This is a genomic window from Klebsiella sp. CD33, from assembly GCF_051992865.1.
GTDB lineage: Bacteria > Pseudomonadota > Gammaproteobacteria > Enterobacterales > Enterobacteriaceae > Klebsiella > Klebsiella pneumoniae.
On the sequence record NZ_CP197023.1, the window covers coordinates 1,047,671 to 1,064,693 of the forward strand.

Consider the following 17,023-nt stretch of genomic DNA (forward strand, 5'->3'; position numbering starts at 1 on the left):
TTCACAGCGCTGCCGTTTTTCACCTTAATGGGTGGCTAGACCAGGCTTTTCAGACGGTAGATCCACTCCAGCGCCTGACGCGGGGTCAGGGAGTCCGGATCAAGATTCTCCAGCGCCTCAACCGCAGGCGAGGTCTCTTCCGGGGCGGCGAGTAGCGACATCTGCGTGCCGTCGACCTGGGTCGCCGCCGCGTTGGGCGAGATACTCTCCAGCTCGCGCAGTTTCTGCCGCGCGCGCTTGATCACCTCTTTCGGCACCCCCGCCAGCGCGGCGACCGCCAGGCCATAGCTCTTGCTGGCCGCGCCGTCCTGCACGCTGTGCATAAAGGCGATGGTATCGCCGTGCTCCAGCGCGTCGAGGTGGACGTTGGCAACGCCTTCCATTTTCTCCGGCAGCTGAGTGAGCTCGAAGTAGTGGGTGGCGAACAGCGTCAGCGCCTTGATTTTGTTGGCCAGATTTTCCGCACAGGCCCACGCCAGCGATAGCCCGTCGTAGGTGGACGTGCCGCGGCCAATCTCATCCATCAGCACCAGGCTGTGTTCGGTAGCGTTGTGCAGGATATTGGCGGTTTCAGTCATCTCCACCATAAAGGTCGAGCGGCCGCTGGCCAGGTCATCCGCCGCGCCGACGCGGGTAAAGATGCGATCGATGGGCCCGATCTCCACCTTCTGCGCCGGGACGTAACTGCCGATATAGGCCAGCAGCGCAATCAGCGCGGTCTGGCGCATATAGGTACTTTTACCGCCCATGTTCGGCCCGGTAATGATCAGCATCCGCCGCTGCGGCGCCAGCTGCAGCGGGTTAGCGATAAACGGCTCTTTCAGCACCTGCTCGACCACCGGGTGACGGCCTTCGCTGATGCGAATGCCTGGCTTATCGCTAAAGGTCGGGCAGCAATAGTTCAGGGTTTCCGCGCGTTCCGCCAGGTTGACCAGCACGTCCAGCTCGGCCAGCGCGCTGGCGCTGGTTTGCAGGTCGGCGAGATGCGGCAGCAGCAGGTCGAACAGTTCGTCATAAAGCTGTTTTTCCAGCGCCAGCGCTTTGCCCTTGGAGGTCAGCACCTTATCTTCGTATTCCTTCAGCTCAGGAATAATGTAGCGTTCGGCGTTCTTCAGCGTCTGGCGGCGCACGTAGTGGATCGGCGCGAGGTGGCTCTGGCCGCGGCTGATCTGGATGTAGTAGCCGTGGACGGCGTTGTAGCCGACTTTCAGGGTATCGAGGCCCAGCCGCTCGCGCTCGCGGATCTCCAGCTTATCGAGATAATCGGTGGCGCCATCGGCCAGCGCCCGCCACTCGTCCAGCTCTTCGCTATAGCCCGGGGCGATGACCCCGCCGTCGCGGACCAGCACCGGCGGGGCGTCGATCACCGCGCGCTCCAGCAGTTCGCGCAGTTCGGTGAACTCGCCCATTTTCTCGCGCAATTTTTGCACCGGCTGACTGTCAACGTCGGCCAGCAGCTCACGCAGCAGAGGCAGTTGCTGCAGGGCATGACGCATGCGGGCAAGATCGCGCGGCCGGGCGGTACGCAGCGCCAGACGCGCCAGAATACGCTCCAGATCGCCGACCTGGCGCAGCACCGGCTGCAGCTCGGTATAGCGCTCCTGCAGCGCGCCGATGGTCTGCTGGCGCTCCACCAGCACGGCGGTATCGCGGACCGGCATATGCAGCCAGCGCTTGAGCATCCGGCTACCCATCGGCGTCACCGTACAGTCGAGTACCGAGGCCAGGGTGTTGTCGGTGCCGCCGGCCAGATTCTGGGTGATCTCGAGGTTACGGCGGGTGGCGGCATCCATAATGATGCTGTCCTGCTGGCGTTCCATGGTGATGGAGCGGATGTGCGGCAGCGAGGTACGCTGGGTGTCTTTGACATACTGCAGCAGGCAGCCGGCGGCGCACAGGCCGCGCGGGGCGTTTTCGACGCCGAAGCCGACCAGATCGCGGGTGCCGAACTGCAGGTTTAGCTGCTGGCGCGCGGTGTCGATTTCAAATTCCCACAGCGGGCGACGGCGCAGACCGCGGCGGCCCTCGATCAGCGACGATTCGGCAAAATCTTCCGCATACAGCAGTTCCGCCGGGTTGGTGCGCTGCAGCTCTGCCGCCATGGTTTCGCGGTCGGCCGGTTCGCTCAGACGAAAGCGCCCGGAGCTGATATCCAGCGTCGCGTAGCCGAAGCCTTTGCTGTCCTGCCAGATGGCGGCCAGCAGGTTGTCCTGGCGCTCCTGCAGCAGCGCTTCATCGCTAATGGTGCCCGGGGTGACGATACGCACCACTTTACGCTCGACCGGCCCCTTGGTGGTGGCCGGGTCGCCAATCTGCTCGCAAATGGCCACCGACTCGCCCTGATTGACCAGTTTGGCGAGGTAGTTCTCTACGGCGTGGTGGGGGATGCCGGCCATGGGTATCGGTTCGCCCGCGGAGGCGCCGCGCTTGGTCAGCGAGATATCGAGCAGCTGCGAGGCGCGTTTCGCATCGTCATAAAATAGCTCGTAAAAATCCCCCATCCGGTAAAACAGCAGAATGTCAGGATGTTGCGCCTTTAGCTTGAGATACTGCTGCATCATCGGCGTGTGGGCGTCGAGATTGTCAATTGTGCTCATGGGGTGTTATCCAGATCCCTGATTTTAAATGGCTGCGATTTTGTAGTTTTCGTCGTTATCACATGGATGAGACATAATAACGGAGATGGGCAGGTGAGGGAAACCGACGAAAGCGCGCGGCGCGATCCGGATTCCAGTTGCGCCGCGCGGGGGTTACGGCGCCAGATAAACCTGGGGGACCGCGTTGTCCGGGTGCTGGACGAGGCGGACATCCGCCCCGTACCAGCGATGGATAACCGGCTGCTGGATCACCTCCTGCGGCGTGCCCTGGGCGACCAGATGTCCCTGGTGGAGCAGCAGGATGCGGTCGGCCCACAGGGCGGCGAGGTTAAGGTCATGCAGCACCACGCAGACGTGCAGTTGCCCGCCGGCGGTGAGCCGTTTGAGCAAACGCAGCAGGTGCTGCTGATAGTAAAGGTCCAGCGCCGAGGTGGGCTCATCGAGAAACAGCCAGCCCTGCGGCGCGCCGTCGCGCCAAAGCTGCGCCAGACAGCGGGCCAGCTGCACCCGCTGCTGCTCGCCGCCGGAGAGGCCGGGATAGCGGCGACCGGCAAGGCCATCGCAGCCGGTGACGGCCATCACCGCCGCCAGCACCGCCGGATCCGCCGTCGCGCCCCACGGTGAGCGTCCCATGGCAATGACCGTTTCCACCGTCCAGTCGGCCTGCAGGGCCGTTCGCTGCAGCATGACCGCCCGCCGGCGCGACAGCGCCTCGGGGGACCAGGCCTCCAGCGGCTTGCCTGCAAGATGGCGGGTGCCGCTGTCCGGAGTCAGATAGCCGGTCAACAGGCGCAGCAGAGTGGATTTCCCGGCGCCGTTCGGCCCGATAAGCGCCGTCATCTCGCCGCCGCGCAGCGCGACGGAGACGTTGTCGATAATCTGTCGTTTACCAAGGTGAAGTGACAGCCCCTGGGCGCAGTATTCATTAACCATGTCTGGAGTTCTCCCGACGAAAGACCAGCCACAGAAACCAGGGGGCGCCCAGCAGGCTGGTGAGCAGACCGACCGGTATCTCCGCCGGCGCCGCCACGGTGCGGGCCAGGGTGTCGGCCAGCAGAAGCAGGATCGCGCCGGCCAGCAGCGAGCCGGGGATCAGTCCGCGATGGTCCGGTCCCAGCCACAGGCGCATCAGGTGCGGCACCACCAGGCCGATAAAGCCGATGACTCCGCTGATGGCCACCGCGACGGCCACCAGCACCGCGCTGCACAGCAGCAGCCAGCGCTGCAGCGCCTGCACGTTGACCCCGAGATAGTGCGCCTCTTCATCGCCAAGCTGCAGCAGATTGAGGCGGGACGCCATCCACCACACCGCCAGCGCAGCCGGGATAATCAAGGTCGCGGCCACCAGCAGCGTCGGCCATTCGGCCTGGCCCAGACTGCCCATTCCCCACAGCGACAGCTGGCGCAGCTGGGCGTCATTGCTCAGCCAGGACAGGACGCCGACCAGCGCGCCGCACAGCGCGTTGATGGCGATCCCCACCAGCAGCAGGCGCGACAGCGAACCCTCCTCCGCCCGACTGAGGATGAAAATCACCACCATCACCGCCAGGCTGCCAATAAACGCCGCCAGCATCGGCATATACAGGGCGATCAGCCCCGCAGCGGAGAACGGGAGCACCAGCCAGCTGGCCACCGCCAGCGCGGCGCCGCTGCTGATGCCCAGCAGGCCCGGGTCGGCAAGCGGGTTGCGAAACAGCCCCTGCATCACGCAGCCGGAGAGGGCCAGCGCCGCGCCCACCAGCAGGGCCAGCAGCACCCGCGGCAGACGGATGGTCAGCCAGATATGGCGCAGCATGTCATCCCCGGAAGGCAGCAGGTTGACCAGCGGCAAGCGCATGGCGCCGAGGGTGGTGGCAAACAACGTCAGGGAGACCAGCAGCAGCGTCATCAGCAGCAAACGGCGAGCGAGGGCAGGGCGCATCAGGGCAACTGCTCCGCTTTGTTTCGCAGCGCGATTATCGCCTGCGGTGTGCGCGGCCCGAAGCCCAGCAGGGCCATATCGTCGATCGTCAGCAGCTGTTTATGACGCCCCGCCGGGGTCTGCGCCAGGCCGGGCAGTTTCCACAGCCCGGCTTCGCCGCCCATCCCTTTGAGACCATCGGCGGAGATCACCACCAGATCCGCCTGGCTGGCGGCGACCCCTTCCTGCGACATGGCGCGATAGTGGTCGAAGCCCTGCATCGCGTTCTGCAATCCGGCGGCGCGAATGGCGCTATCGGCCGCGGTATGCTGTCCGGCCACCAGGGTATTCATTCCGCCGTGGCTGAGAATAAACAGCACCCGCTTAGCAACCGGCTGCGTGGGAATGGCGGCGATCTGCTGCTGAAGCTGCTGGCGCAGCGCGTCGCCTGCCGCCGTTTTGCCTAACGCTTCGGCAATGACAGCCACTTTGTTATCGATCGCGGACAGACTTTCGCCGCCCGGCACGTTAACCACCTTCACCCCGCTCGCCTGCACTTTGTGTAAGACCAGCGAGGGCTGCGCCTGGGCGCTCGCTAATACCAGCTGCGGGCGTAACGCGAGGATCCCCTCGGCGTTCAGCTGTCGCAGGTAGCCGACGTCCGGCAGCTTTTGCGCCGCCGGGGGCCAGCTGCTGGTGCTGTCCCGCGCCACCAGGCTCTGTTCCGCGTCAAGGGCGTAGACGATCTCAGTGACATCTCCGCCGAGGGTGACGAGCCGCTCAACGGCGGCGTGACTCAGCAGCGGGAAAGCGATGAAGAGCAGTAACCAGCGCATCATGCGGGCTGCCCTTCACGGGTCAGGCGGTCTACCTGCTGGCGCCATTGCGTCTGCTCGGGGTGCCCCTCGCTGCGCTGGCCGTAGAGCTGGGCAATCTGGGTGCCGTCTTTAGCGAACAGTTCGACGCTGGTGACGTGTCCGTCCGAAGTCGGCTTGCGGGTCACCCACACTTCATCGACGCTCTCTTCGCGCAGATGCAGGGTAAAAGTAGTATTGAAGATATTCAGCCAGCCGCGCATGGGGGCCAGCTTTTCCAGGGCGCCGGTAAAGATCTGCACGCAGCCGCGATTGCCGACGAAAATCATGATTTCATTGCCCTCCTGGCGCACCGTCTCCAGCAGCGACGGCAGCGCATGGCGATCCACGCGGCAGGCGAGGTCGTCGCTCACCAGACGGAAGGCCTGCTGGCGGGAAAGCTGATATTTACGCAGCAGACCGAAGAACTGGTGAACGTCGGTCATCGCGCGCCAGTCGTTCTCCAGGGCGGCGCCGTCGGCGGTATCGGCATATTTCACCGGCTCCAGCGTGCGCAGGGTCAGCGGTGCCGGCGCCGCCACCCGATATTCCGCGATCAGGGTCTCCCAGGCCGCCATGTCGGTCTGCGTGGTCGCATAGACTTTCAGCAGGGCGTCGCCGTGGTGGTCGAAAAACTGGATGCTCTGACGGCCATTATCGTTCAGATGGAAGGCGCTGGCCCACTGGCTGAGGAACAGACGCAGGTCGAGCGCGCGCGGGTTCAGCACCAGCCCGGCGTGGCCGCTGAGGTGCTGGTGCGTGAACTGGCCCACCTGCTCATGCACGGCATACTCGTTGCGGCAGATGCATTTGGTTTCGCCGACGCGCTCCAGGGCGGCAATCAGCGCCCGGGCGTCATCGCTCAGGCGCACGGCATCATGGCCGAGGCGGGCGGCGGTCAGCTCGGCTTCGCTGATCCCCATTTCCGCGGCGATATCGCGGGCATATTTCGCGGTACTGGCCGCTTTGGTGGCCTGGTAGCGCTGCCACAGGTCAGGGTGTGCATTTGGCATAATCATATCCTTCTCGACGATGAATATCCCCGGCCGGCGGGCCGGGGGCAGGTGCGTTATTATTCGGGCAATCAGAAGTCGACGTTGACGCCCAGCTGCCAGGTGCGGCCCGGCATCACCGCCAGCGCTTTATCGTTGGCGTCCTGGTTGGTGCCGGTCTCGATATTGCGGCTGCTCAGGTAATCCCAGTATTTACGATCGGTGAGGTTGTAGACCCCGCCATTGAGGCGCACGTTTTTCGCCACCTGCCAGTACGCGGTCCAGTCCAGCATGCCGTAGCCCGGCACGCGCATATAGTCGCTGCTGGCATCGGTGATGGCGGATCCGCTGTTGCTGTAGCTTTCGCGGTTGGTGGCGGTCGCCTGTTTCCCTTTGACAAAGGTCGCCGTCAGGGCGGTGCCGTAGCGTTTCGCCGGATCGTCCCACGCCACGCCGACGATGGCTTTCATTGGCGCCACGCTGTCGAGGTCGACGTATTTATCGCCGCTGTAGCTGGATTTCGATTTCCCTTCGCTATAGCCGAGGGCGAGGGTGGCGCTCAGGCCGTCCACCTGCTCAAACCAGGTGCCAAAGTTAAATTTAGTGCTAATCTCACCGCCGTAGATATAGGCTTTATCGCGGTTTTCCGCCTGATAAATGGTGTAGATGTTCGACGGCACATTCGTGAACTGGCCCGGATTGTTGGCGCGGGTATAGCGGGTATAGGCGATAAAGTTCTTATAGCTGTTGTAGAACAGCGCCGTGCGCAGGGTGATGCCTTCGGTAACTTCCCCTTTCAGCCCCCACTCGAGATTATCGCTGGTTTCCGTCTTCAGATCGGTATTGCCGATCAGGGCATACTGCTGGCTGCCGGCGTAGCTGGAGCCGAGGTTCCAGGAGCCATACAGCTGGCTGGCGTTGGGGAACTGCGCCCCGCGCTGGTACTGCAGGTAGGTCATCAGGCGCGGGGTGAGGTCGTACTGGAAGGTCAACGACGGCAGAACCTGGGTATCGCTGTTTTTGCCGTACAGATTCGCCACCGACGATTCGCTCAGCACGCTGCTGTTGGCGGCGAGATCGGACAGATTTTCCGGCTTAGTCGATTGATGCACCACGCGCACGCCGGGAATAACGGCGAAGTTGTGGCTGTCGAGATCGAAGTTGATCTTATCCTGGACAAAGCCGCCGAGGGTGTAGCTGCGGCTGTCTGCCTCCGGCTGCATGATCTCGCTGTAAACGCTGGGGATCGGCGACTGGCTGAACGGCCGCTGGGTTTTGCTGGTGCTGGCGTTGAAACCGGCGCTCAGATCGTGGCGGCCCAGGGTTTTCGCCAGCGCGGTCTGCAGGCCCCAGGTGTCGGTATCGTAGTTAGAGTTCACCGTCTGCATTCTGCGGGTGACGCTGTCCGGCATATAAGTCCAGTCATGGGCTTCGGTATGCTGGTAGTAGATTTTTGTGGAGACGCTGTCGAGGTAGTCGTTCATCGGCGTCCAGTCATCCTTCAGGCTCAGGCCCCAGCGCCGGGTCTGGCTGGTCTGGTTGGCGGTGCCGATGGTGCTGTTGCCGCTGGAGTCCCAGGTATCGTAGTGGGTGTGGTTGGTTTTATGGTAATAGTCGAAGGTGCTGGTCAGCTTGTGCTCATCGTTAGGCTGCCAGATCCCGGAGGCCAGAAAAGCATCGGAATGCCAGTTCGCCGGGTAGGCGTCGACGGTGCCGCTGTTGTTTTCGGTTTCCTGACCGTCACGGCGGCTGTAGACCAAAATTCCGCGCAGGAACTCATCGCCGCCGGCGACGGTCACCCCGTTGTGCCAGCTGCGATCCGCAGAGTCGTAACCGCTGCGGTAGCCGAAGGCGCTGGTCTTGCCCGGGCGCAGGTAATCATCCGCTGATTTCGGGCGGAAGGAGACATTCCCCCCGATAGCGCTGTTGGCCGTTTCCGTCGGGGTGGCCCCGGACTGGATATCCACGCTGCCGTACATATACGGGTCGATATAATCGCGGCCGATGCCGAAGGTGTTGAGCCCGGCGCGGCCGACGTAGCCGCGGCCGGTGGCGTTGGGTTGCGCGATACCGTCCACGTCGATACCGACGCGGTTGCTCTCCATACCGCGAATGTTGTAGCCGGTGTAACCTCCGCGGTCGAAGCCGCTTTTGCCGTTGCCGGAGCCGCCGCTGGCCCCGGTGGCGCTGATGAGCGGCTCATAGCGCATGATTGAGCCGAAATCGTTAGCGCCTTTATTCTCCAGCTCCCGGGCGCTGATGCTGTGTTCGCTACCGGCTTTCTGCACCGGCTCGGGGGCGGTGACGGTCATTTGTTCCGAGGTGTCATCCACCGCCTCGCCGCTAACGGCGGAAGTGTCTGCTGCGATGGCAGAAGTCTGATAAATTGCTGCAAACAAAGAGGTCACCAGCAGGCGTTTTTTACACCATGCTGCTGACGGAGTCGATTTGTACATAGTCGCCACGCCTTGATCGTTATTAGTATCGGCTCACGCGTTACTTCCAGAGATGCAGGTTGCTCCGTCTTTTCCGTTGCGGATGGGGTCTTACTCCATTTGTTGATTGCGAATGGTAATGATAGGTATTATCGTTTGCAGCAAAATAATCATGTGTTCTTCATTTAAACTGCACTTTGTTTACAATTTGCCCTTTCAGACTTAGCGAGACGACGATGAACTCAAAAGCGGCCATCACCATCACCTACTGTTCCCAGTGCAACTGGATGCTGCGCGCCAGCTGGATGGCGCAGGAGCTGTTACATACCTTCAGCACCGACATCGCCTCGGTGACGCTGGTGCCGGGGACCGGTGGGATCTTCACGATCGATGTCGACGGTCAGCAGATCTGGGAGCGCAAGCAGGATGGCGGTTTTCCGGATGCGGCCGAGCTGAAACGCCGGGTGCGCGATGTCTGCTTCCCGGAGAAGCCGCTGGGCCATGTGGATAAAGGTGACCAGAAGGGGTGACAACCCCCTCCGGACGACAAGCGCCCGGAGGAGAAGCCGTTAGCGGGATAACTGCACGTCAACCAGCACGCTTTGTCGGCGGGTGCGTATGAGGGATACCGCTTCTTCCAGCACGCCGGGGAGATCTTCGGCCCGGGAAACCGACAGGGCCGCCGCGCGGCTGGAGGCGGCGATCGCGGCGAAATCCGGCGAGGTGGTAAAGGCGGTGGCTGGAATGGTTTCCGCGCGGGCCGCGTAGCCGTCCGGGTAGAGCGCTTTGGTGCCGCCCGCGACGGCGCCCCACCCGCCGTTATTTCCGACCACGACGAGGACAGGAAGCTTCATTACCTCCGCAATATGGTGGCAGACCGCAGGGTTGGCGAACAGGTACGACCCGTCGCCGACGGCGGCAATAATCAGCTCTTCCCGGCGCGCAAGCTGCAGCCCCAGCGCGATGGGCAGGGCTTCGCCCAGGCCGCCGGCCAGCGCTTCCTGGTAATAGCTCTCGGCATGGGTCAGTCCGGCAAACTGCGGCAGCGTGGTCAGTTCAGAAACGATCCGGCCGCGGTGTTGATTAGCCAGATGGCCGAGGCAGTAGCTGAGCCAGGGTTTGGTAATGGCCCCGGTCTGGCTGGCATGGAGAAGCGCGTCGCGCTGGTTTTTCTGTTGCTGGATGCGGCTCTGCGTATATGCCGCCCGCTCCGCCACATGCTGCTGGCGGGCGGCCTGCAGCGGGCGCAGCGCCTCTTCCAGCAGGCTGAAGACTTCATCGGTCTCGCCCGCCAGGTTGATGTCCGCGCGATAGCCGCGCACCGGGTAGCGGGAGAAGAGCGGATCGGGCCCCATCTGGATCACGGTGCAGTCCTGGCGACAGTCGCCCTCGGCGATCATCCATGGCGCCTGCGAGTCGACCACCAGAATCACATCGGCGTCAGCGAGCCAGACGCTGGGATCAGCCCCGGCGAGCAGGGGATTATCGGCGCTCAGGGTAACCTCGGTGCCCCAGTATTCCACCAGAGGGATCGCCCATTCGCGCACCAGACTATCGAGGCGCGCAAAGCCTTCCGCCGTTCGGGCGCCGCGCTGGGCGAAGATGACCGGGTGTCTGGCGCAGGCGATTGCCTCGGCTGCGCGGGCGATATCTTCCCGGACTGGCGCATAGCGGACCGGCTGCTGCGAAGGGCCAGCCTGCAGCGCGGCCTCATCGACGGCAAAGGTTTCGCACAGTGGCTCACGCGGTAAGCTCAGGTAGACCGGCCCTTTCGGCAGGGAGCTGGCGATCGCCCAGGCCCGGTCAACATGCTCGCCGATCTGATCGGCCAGCCGCAGTTCAAAATCCCACTTCACGGATTCACGGATCAGCGCCGCCTGGTCGCGCATCTCCTGGCCGTAGCCAATCGGCGTATTACGGCAGCCGAAGTGGGAATGTTCGCTTATCGGCGTGCGGCCGCCAAAAATCAGCACCGGAATATTGCTGTTCGCCAGATTGATGACGCCGCAGGCGGCGTTGGCTAGCCCGACGTTGGTGTGAACCATCACCGCCTGCACCTTGCCGGTGCCGAGGTAATAGCCATGGGCCATGCCGATGGCGGCGTTTTCATGCGGGCAGATCACTAACTCCGGTACCTTTTGCCCGGTCGCCCGGGCCTTTGCCCAGGCTTCAATGACTGGAGGATAATCGGTGCCCGAGTTGATAAAAATATACGCCACGTCCAGCGCCTGTAGCCGATGCAGTAACAGTTCAGCAGCCGATAATGTGATAGAGGCCATATTCTCTCCGTATTCACGCGGTGTAATCGCGGTAATTAAAAGGTTAAGAAAATAAATCCGCCCATCGTAATGATGGAGGCAATAATACTCAGCGCCATCGTCGAGGCCATTTCCTGCTCGCCGGTTTTATACTGCATAGCAATAATTATCGCGATGGAGCCTACCGGGATAGCCATCGTCAATACGACTTCCTTTATTTGCTCCATGCTGAAGCCCATTTTTAATAAAATGAGATAGCAGGCGCCGGGGACCAGAATATTGCGGGCGATAACGGTGATAATGGTAGCGGTGGTGATAACAATGCTGCGCGTATAGAGCACGATCCCGGCGGCAAACAGCGCCAGCCCGCCAGAGGCTTTGCCCAGCAGACCCAGCGACATCGAGATAGTCTGCGGAATATGGATATCCGCCAGCACGATGATCAGGGCGATTACCGGCGACCAGACCACGGGTTGTTTAATGGCGTTCACCACCCGTGCGCCAAAGGAAATATGCTGGCTCTTATCGCCGGTGGCGACCGACATCAGTATCATCACCAGCGGCAGCTGGAAGACGTTTTGCGTGATGCTGGACACGGTGATCAGCGACGCGCTGACGGTGCCAAATAAAAAGGCCAGCACTGAGGTGCCGATAAACGGGACTGCCGGCGAGCCGATGGCCAGCGCCTGCAGCGTACTGAGGGCGAGGTCGCGTCGAAACAGATAGCGGGCGACCAGTAAGGGAATGACGAAGCTGAGAATCAGCGCCAGGATGATAGCCACGGCGACCGGGCCCATGGTCATGACGATGTGTCGCGGCGTCATCACCATATTGCTGAAAATACTTAGCGGCAATGCGTAGAGCATCACAATTTTATTGATGTCTCCCGCCTGCTGCCAGTTAAAGTCTTTTCGTTTACCGCTAATATAGCCGATGATGACGGTAATGATGACCGGTAATATAGCGCCTGAAATTAATAGAATATTGTTCTGTGTCATGGTGATATATTCTCATTATAAATTATCTTCGGTTCAGAAATGTGTTTTGCCGTGGGTGGTGAGATAAATAAATCCTTTTGAAGTATGCGTTCCGGTGATTTTTGAGCGTATTGATAGCGATATTTATTCGCTAAAAAAGGGCGTAGGGGAAATGCAAAAACCGTTTATTCAATGAGTAAATATCATGCCAATGAAATTTAAGCAGATTCAGGCATTTATTACCGTCGCCCGCGAAGGCAATATGACCCTGGCCGCAGAGAAAATGGGGATCACCCAGTCGGGACTGAGCCGACTGCTATTGAGCCTGGAAGCGGACCTGAGCGCATCCTTATTCGAACGACATAAGCACGGCATGGCGTTGAGCGAATATGGCAGCGCCTTTTTACCCTACGCGCTGACGATGCTGAATACCGAACAAAAGGCGCGCGAGGAAATTGAGCTCATCCGCGGCGCCGGGAAAGGCATTCTGCGGATTGGCTGCGTTTCCAGTCTGCTGACCAGCCATTTCATCGATAAGCTGGCGGCTTTCCATCAGCGCCATCCCCAGATCCATCTGCGGATCGTCGACCGCATTGACTCCGAGCTGTATAAGCTGTTGCTGATGCACGACATCGATATCGCCCTCTGCGGTCCCTTACCGCATGATGAGAAAATCGTGGTGCGGGGCAAAATTAACTGGCAGGACCGGATCTGCATCGTCGCCAGGCAGCACCACCCGCTGCATCAGGCGGCGGACGTCACCCTGGAGGCGATGCTGGACTATCCGTGGATTATGCCGCCGCCGTCTAGTACGCCAATGAACATCCTGGCGGATATCTTTCGCGCCCGGCAGCTACCCTGTCCGCAGCCGGTTATTGAGTGCGCCTCATCCTCGGCCATTAAGGCCTTTCTGTGCGAGAGCGATCTGTTAACGTCGATGCCGGCCCCGGTTTACCGACACGAAGAAGCGCTTGGCCTGCTGCGCCCGTTTGAGCTCGAGGGCAGCGTTTTTATCCGGGATTTCTATGCCTACAGCCATTTCGGGGTTCTGTCCGGGGCAGCCCTGCAGTTGATTCAACATCTGAAGCAGTGAGTCTGGTCGGGTATGGATATTAAGGTGTATGATAAATGCATCTTAAAAAAGACGAAAGGCGGGGAGATGGGGAAGCGTATCGAACGGGAAAAAATGACGATTCAGCGGATGATTGCCCTCTACCAGCGGCGCTGTCCCGAGGCGCAGGCCGATAATGCGCACTATCAGGCGCTGAACGCCTACGCTGACAAGCGCCTTGATAAGTGCGTGTTTGGCGAGAACAAACCGGCCTGCAAGCAGTGTCCGGTGCATTGCTACCAGCCGGCGAAGCGCGAGGAGATGAAGCAGATTATGCGCTGGGCCGGGCCGCGGATGCTCTGGCGCCACCCGATCCTCACTGTTCGCCATCTGCTGGACGACAGGCGCCCGGTGCCGCCGCTGCCGGAAAAATATCGACCGAAAAAGTAGCGGCTTTCCCTGGTCAGCGCTGCGCAGCCGGGCGACAAGTCGTGCTCTTGTAGCCCCGGCAAGGCGTTAGCCGCCACCGGGGATAATTGCTGAAGTTTTCTGTTTCTGACTATCGCGGATCGTGCTTGCGACAAAGGCGACCACAAACAGCGCGGTAAACAGCACCACGATAGTCGGCGCTGGCGCGCTGTCGAGATAAAACGCCAGCCACACCCCTCCCGCCGAGCAGCCGATGGCCACCGCTACCGCCAGCAGCAGGGCGTGGATAAAGCGTCTCACCAGCAGAAGCGCGATCGCCCCGGGGGCAATCAGCAGCGAAATCGACAGAATAATCCCCACCGACTGCAGCGTCGCGACGATGGTCAGGGCGATCATGCACAGCAGGCCGTAGTGCAGCAATCCGCCGCGCAGGCCGCTGGCTTTAGCCTGCGTTGGATCGAAGGCGTGCAGCAAAAAATCCCGCCATTTGAGACCGATAATCAACGCAATCACCAGTGCGATCGCCGTCGTTTGCCCAATATCGCGGAGGGAGATCCCCAGCATATCGCCGAACAGGATATGGTCGAGATGAACATCGGACTGGATCGCTACGTACAGCACCAGTCCGGCGCCAAACATGCCGGAGAAGACAATCCCCATGATGGTATCGCGCTTGAGTCGGCTGTTATCGTCGAGAAAACCGGTCGTCACGGCGCACAGCAGACCGGCGATAAACGCGCCGATGGCGAAGGGGATGCCGATAATGTAGGCCAGCACCACGCCCGGAAAGACCGCGTGGCTCATGGCGTCGCCCATCAGCGCCCAGCCTTTGAGCACCAGAAACACCGACAGCAGCGCGCAGGGAATGGCGACGACGATCGATATCGCTATCGCATTGACCATAAAAGGAAACTGGAACGGGGCCAGGAACAGGTTCAGCATGCGGCCTCCCTGGCGCGGCGGCGGCTGGCCAGCAGGCCGTGCTTCGGCGCGAAGATAAAGGTGATGAGGAACAGCAGCGTTTGCGCGACCACGATAATGCCGCCGGTGGCGCCGTCGAGATAGTAGCTGAGCCAGGCGCCGAAGAAACTGGTCAGGCTGCCGATAGCCACGGCGATGGCCAGCAGGCGCGGGAAGCGATCGGTTAACAGCCACGCGGTGGCCCCGGGAGTGACCACCAGGCAGATGACCAGAAAGGCGCCGACGGTCTGCAGCGCCGCCACGGTGCAGGCGGCCAGCAGGGTAAAGAACAGCAGCTTCAGGCCGCGGGTGTTCAGGCCAATCGAGCGGGCGTGGTGTTCATCAAAGAAGGTCACCATCAGGTCTTTCCACTTCAGCAGCAGAATCGCCATTGAGATAAAGCCGATCGCTGCCAGCTGGATAATATCCTCCGGGGCGATGGCCAGAATATTGCCGAGGATGATGGTCTGGATATTCACCGACGTCGGATTCAGCGACACCATAAACAGCCCGATCCCGAAGAAGGAGGAGAAGATCAGCCCGATAATGGCATCCTCTTTTAGCCGCGAGCGCTGTTGCAAAAACAGCATGCTGCCCGCCGCCAGGCCGCCGGAGAGAAACGCGCCGAGCGCGAAAGGCAGGCCGAGCATATAGGCCCCGGCGACGCCGGGCACAATCGAGTGGGAGAGGGCGTCGCCAATCAGCGACCAGCCTTTGAGCATCAGGTAGCAGGAGAGAAACGCACAGACGCCGCCCACCAGCGCCGACACCCACATCGCATTGAGCATATAGTAATAGCCAAACGGCTCCAGCAGCCAGCTCATCGTGGGCCTCCCGCCGCGCGCCGGCTGATAAACGGCCGCTCGTCATCGGTGATAACCTGTGCTTCCCCGCCTGTGAGCGCGACGTGGCGCAGCACGCCGCTGAAAGCCCGCTCCAGATTCTCGGCAGTGAAGGTGGTTTCTGTCGGGCCGCTGGCCAGCACGGTGCCTTTCACCATCACCGTATAATCACAAAATTCACTCACTGACCCGAGGTTGTGGGTGGAGACCAGCATGGTACAGCCCTCATCGCGGAGCTCGCGCAGCAGGCTGATGATCCGCGCTTCGGTCTGCACATCGACGCCGGTGAAAGGTTCATCCAGCAGGATCACCTGACCCTGCTGAGCGATGGCGCGGGCAAGAAAGACGCGCTTTTTCTGCCCGCCGGAGAGCTCGCCAATCTGCCGATGGCGGTACTCGCTCATGCCCACGCGGGCCAGTGCAGTATCGACAATCTCGCGATCGCGCGGCTTTGCCCGCCGCAGCCAGCCCATATGGCCGTAGCGGCCCATCATCACCACATCCTCCACCAGCACCGGGAAGGACCAGTCCACCTCTTCCGACTGCGGGACATAGGCGACCAGGTTCTGGCGCAGCGCGCGGTTGACCGGCTGGCCGAGTATGGCGATCTCGCCGTGACCAACGCGGACAAAGCCCATCAGCGCTTTAAACAGCGTGGATTTACCCGAGCCGTTAACCCCCACCAGCGCGGCAATGGAGCCGCGCGGCACGCTGAACGAGGCGTTGCGCAGGGCAGTGTGGCCGTTGCGCCAGGTGACGGTGAGCTGGTCGACATACAGTCCCGATTGCGCTGCATTCATGGCTGCTTCCTCATCCCGTCCTGGATACCGTTGACGATGGTTTCGGTGGTGACGCGCAGCAGGTCGAGCCAGGTCGGCACCGGGCCGTCGGCGGCGCTCAGCGAATCGACATACAGCACGCCGCCGTAGTGGGCCCCGGCTTCCCGCGCCACCTGACGCGCCGGTTTATCGGAGATGGTGCTTTCGCTGAAGATGGTCGGGATGCGTTCTTTCTTCATGGTGTCGATAACCTTGCGCACCTGTTGCGGGGTGCCCTGCTGGTCGGCATTGATCGGCCACAGATACAGTTCGCGCAGGCCATAGTCGCGGGCCAGATAGGAGAAGGCTCCCTCGCTGGTGACCAGCCAGCGCTTATCCGCCGGCAGCTGCGCCAGTCTGGCCTGCAGCGGCGCCATCGTCTGACGGATCTTCTCTTTGTAGGCCTCGGCGTTACGGCGATAGGTGTCGGCGTGAGGCGGATCGTACTTCACCAGCGCATCGCGAATGTTATCGACATAGATCAGGGCGTTATCTGCCGACATCCAGGCATGGGGATTGGGCTTCCCGCTATAGGGACCCGCGCTGATGCCCATCGGCTGGATCCCCTCGCTGACCACCACCTCCGGAACGCCTTTTAAGTGCTGATAAAAACGGGCAAACCACCGTTCGAGATTAAGCCCATTGCTGAGGATCAGCTGCGCCCCCTGCGCGCGTTTGATATCGCCGGGCGTGGGCTGGTAATCATGGATCTCCGCGCCCGGTTTAGTAATGGAGCTCACGTCGGCGGCGTCGCCGGCCACGTTCTGCGCCATATCGGCGATAACCGTGAAGGTGGTGATAACCCTGAATTTCTCCTGCGCCGAGGCCGGCGTCGCGGCCAGCAGAGCCAGCGCGCTGGCCAGCAGCAATGATTTCAGCGGTGTCAGGTGTAGCATAGGATCCCTCGCAA

General features: G+C 61.5%; 15 protein-coding genes. 3 read left to right on the forward strand and 12 right to left on the reverse strand.

Annotation, left to right across the window (positions count from 1 at the left end; translation table 11 throughout):
• Nucleotides 1-35 precede the first annotated feature (35 nt).
• The 6 genes from mutS to ACR809_RS05255 form a co-directional block, all read right to left on the reverse strand.
• Nucleotides 36-2,597, reverse strand: a complete 2,562-nt coding sequence (gene mutS, locus ACR809_RS05230; RefSeq protein ID WP_004151059.1) for a DNA mismatch repair protein MutS — start codon at nt 2,595-2,597, stop codon at nt 36-38.
• Nucleotides 2,598-2,750: 153 nt separating this feature from the next.
• A complete protein-coding gene (locus ACR809_RS05235; RefSeq protein ID WP_004149516.1) occupies nt 2,751-3,530 on the reverse strand; it encodes a heme ABC transporter ATP-binding protein in 780 nt (259 codons plus the stop codon).
• Nucleotides 3,523-4,518, reverse strand: a complete 996-nt coding sequence (locus ACR809_RS05240) for a FecCD family ABC transporter permease (protein ID WP_004174663.1) — start codon at nt 4,516-4,518, stop codon at nt 3,523-3,525. Before ACR809_RS05240 ends, ACR809_RS05235 begins: the two co-directional genes overlap by 8 nt.
• Nucleotides 4,518-5,336: a heme/hemin ABC transporter substrate-binding protein gene (locus ACR809_RS05245; protein ID WP_023280468.1), complete on the reverse strand. Its 819-nt coding sequence runs from the start codon at nt 5,334-5,336 to the stop codon at nt 4,518-4,520. The genes ACR809_RS05240 and ACR809_RS05245 overlap by 1 nt, the downstream gene beginning before the upstream one ends.
• Nucleotides 5,333-6,364 carry a hemin-degrading factor gene (locus ACR809_RS05250; protein ID WP_032412959.1) on the reverse strand — a complete coding sequence of 344 codons (1,032 nt, stop codon included), beginning with the start codon at nt 6,362-6,364 and terminating at the stop codon, nt 5,333-5,335. The genes ACR809_RS05245 and ACR809_RS05250 overlap by 4 nt, the downstream gene beginning before the upstream one ends.
• Before the next feature lie 71 nt (nt 6,365-6,435).
• Nucleotides 6,436-8,799, reverse strand: coding sequence for a TonB-dependent receptor domain-containing protein (locus ACR809_RS05255; protein ID WP_102013835.1), 2,364 nt, complete (start codon nt 8,797-8,799; stop codon nt 6,436-6,438).
• 215 nt (nt 8,800-9,014) lie between these two features.
• Here ACR809_RS05255 and ACR809_RS05260 point away from each other — a divergent pair, with 215 nt between their 5' ends.
• Entirely contained in the window at nt 9,015-9,308 is a 294-nt protein-coding gene (locus ACR809_RS05260; RefSeq protein WP_002915045.1) for a SelT/SelW/SelH family protein, read from the forward strand.
• A 39-nt stretch (nt 9,309-9,347) separates the two neighbouring features.
• Here the strand turns inward: ACR809_RS05260 and ACR809_RS05265 are convergent, their stop codons facing one another.
• Both ACR809_RS05265 and ACR809_RS05270 read right to left on the reverse strand, forming a co-directional pair.
• On the reverse strand, nt 9,348-11,057 hold the full coding sequence (locus tag ACR809_RS05265; RefSeq protein ID WP_102013836.1) for a thiamine pyrophosphate-requiring protein: 1,710 nt from the start codon (nt 11,055-11,057) through the stop codon (nt 9,348-9,350).
• A 35-nt stretch (nt 11,058-11,092) separates the two neighbouring features.
• The gene (locus ACR809_RS05270; RefSeq protein WP_002915041.1) at nt 11,093-12,034 is read right to left on the reverse strand and encodes an AEC family transporter; all 942 of its coding nucleotides are present in this window, start codon (nt 12,032-12,034) and stop codon (nt 11,093-11,095) included.
• Between the two features lie 184 nt (nt 12,035-12,218).
• On the opposite strand from ACR809_RS05270, the gene ACR809_RS05275 reads away from it, so the two are divergent.
• Together ACR809_RS05275 and ACR809_RS05280 are read left to right on the forward strand one after the other, a co-directional pair.
• Nucleotides 12,219-13,106, forward strand: a complete 888-nt coding sequence (locus ACR809_RS05275) for a LysR family transcriptional regulator (RefSeq protein ID WP_004151056.1) — start codon at nt 12,219-12,221, stop codon at nt 13,104-13,106.
• A 66-nt stretch (nt 13,107-13,172) separates the two neighbouring features.
• Complete coding sequence (locus ACR809_RS05280) at nt 13,173-13,514, forward strand: nitrous oxide-stimulated promoter family protein (protein ID WP_032412958.1); 342 nt, start codon at nt 13,173-13,175, stop codon at nt 13,512-13,514.
• 66 nt (nt 13,515-13,580) lie between these two features.
• Here ACR809_RS05280 and ACR809_RS05285 read toward each other — a convergent pair whose 3' ends face one another.
• Genes ACR809_RS05285 through ACR809_RS05300 form a run of 4 tightly spaced genes read right to left on the reverse strand, consistent with a single transcriptional unit; the run spans nt 13,581 to nt 17,009 of the window.
• Entirely contained in the window at nt 13,581-14,435 is an 855-nt protein-coding gene (locus ACR809_RS05285; protein ID WP_002915035.1) for a metal ABC transporter permease, read from the reverse strand.
• A complete protein-coding gene (sitC, locus tag ACR809_RS05290; RefSeq protein ID WP_004151054.1) occupies nt 14,429-15,277 on the reverse strand; it encodes an iron/manganese ABC transporter permease subunit SitC in 849 nt (282 codons plus the stop codon). The genes ACR809_RS05285 and sitC overlap by 7 nt, the downstream gene beginning before the upstream one ends.
• The gene (locus ACR809_RS05295) at nt 15,274-16,095 is read right to left on the reverse strand and encodes a manganese/iron ABC transporter ATP-binding protein (protein ID WP_040226988.1); all 822 of its coding nucleotides are present in this window, start codon (nt 16,093-16,095) and stop codon (nt 15,274-15,276) included. Before ACR809_RS05295 ends, sitC begins: the two co-directional genes overlap by 4 nt.
• Nucleotides 16,092-17,009, reverse strand: coding sequence for a metal ABC transporter substrate-binding protein (locus ACR809_RS05300; RefSeq protein ID WP_004174672.1), 918 nt, complete (start codon nt 17,007-17,009; stop codon nt 16,092-16,094). The genes ACR809_RS05295 and ACR809_RS05300 overlap by 4 nt, the downstream gene beginning before the upstream one ends.
• Between the last annotated feature and the right edge of the window lie 14 nt (nt 17,010-17,023).